The organism is Streptomyces spiroverticillatus, from assembly GCA_014650415.1.
Classification (GTDB): domain Bacteria; phylum Actinomycetota; class Actinomycetes; order Streptomycetales; family Streptomycetaceae; genus Streptomyces; species Streptomyces spiroverticillatus.
This window is the reverse complement of sequence record BMUX01000076.1, coordinates 1-924: the sequence shown is the minus strand read 5'-3', so window position 1 is coordinate 924 and position 924 is coordinate 1. Positions and strand designations below refer to the sequence as shown.

The 924-nt window shown below is 71.1% G+C and carries 1 protein-coding gene; it reads left to right on the top strand.

From position 1 onward, the window contains the following. Positions 1–19 precede the first annotated feature (19 nt). Positions 20–924 (top strand): electron transfer flavoprotein subunit alpha/FixB family protein (locus IE269_RS42765; RefSeq protein ID WP_189828775.1); only part of this gene is annotated, 905 nt, incomplete at its 3' end.

Sequence of the window (924 nt, the reverse complement as noted above, 5' to 3'; positions counted from 1 at the left end):
TTGCAGGAGAGCATTTCTCATGGCTGAAGTTCTCGTCTACGTCGACCACGTCGACGGTGCCGTCCGCAAGCCCACCCTCGAACTGCTGACCCTGGCCCGCCGGATCGGCGAGCCGGTCGCGGTCTTCCTCGGCGCCGGCGGCGACGCCGCCGCCGCGCTCCTGGGTGAGCACGGTGCCACCCGGGTCCTGACCGCCGACGCCCCGGAGTTCGCCGACTACCTCGTCGTGCCGAAGGTCGAGGCGCTCCAGGCCGCCTACCAGGCTGTTTCCCCCGTCGCCGTGCTGGTGCCGTCCTCGGCGGAGGGCAAGGAGATCGCCGCCCGTCTCGCGGTGCGTATCGAGTCGGGCATCATCACCGACGCCGTCGACCTCGAGGCCGGCGACGAGGGCCCCATCGCCACCCAGGCGGTGTTCGCCGCGTCGTACACCACCAAGTCCCGCGTGTCCCGGGGTACCCCGGTCATCACCGTCAAGCCGAACTCGGCCCCGGTCGAGGCCGCCCCGGCCGCCGGTGCGGTCGAGGCCCTGACGGTGTCGTTCTCGGACGCGGCGAAGGGCACGAAGGTCACCGCGCGGACCCCGCGGGAGTCCACCGGGCGTCCGGAGCTGACCGAGGCCGCGATCGTGGTCTCCGGCGGCCGGGGTGTGAACGGGGCGGAGAACTTCTCGATCATCGAGAAGCTCGCCGACTCCCTGGGTGCGGCCGTCGGCGCTTCCCGCGCCGCCGTGGACGCGGGCTGGTACCCGCACTCCAACCAGGTCGGCCAGACCGGCAAGTCGGTGTCCCCGCAGCTGTACATCGCCTCCGGTATTTCCGGTGCGATCCAGCACCGGGCCGGTATGCAGACCTCGAAGACGATCGTGGCGATCAACAAGGACGCCGAGGCCCCGATCTTCGAGCTCGTCGACTACGGCGTGGTCGG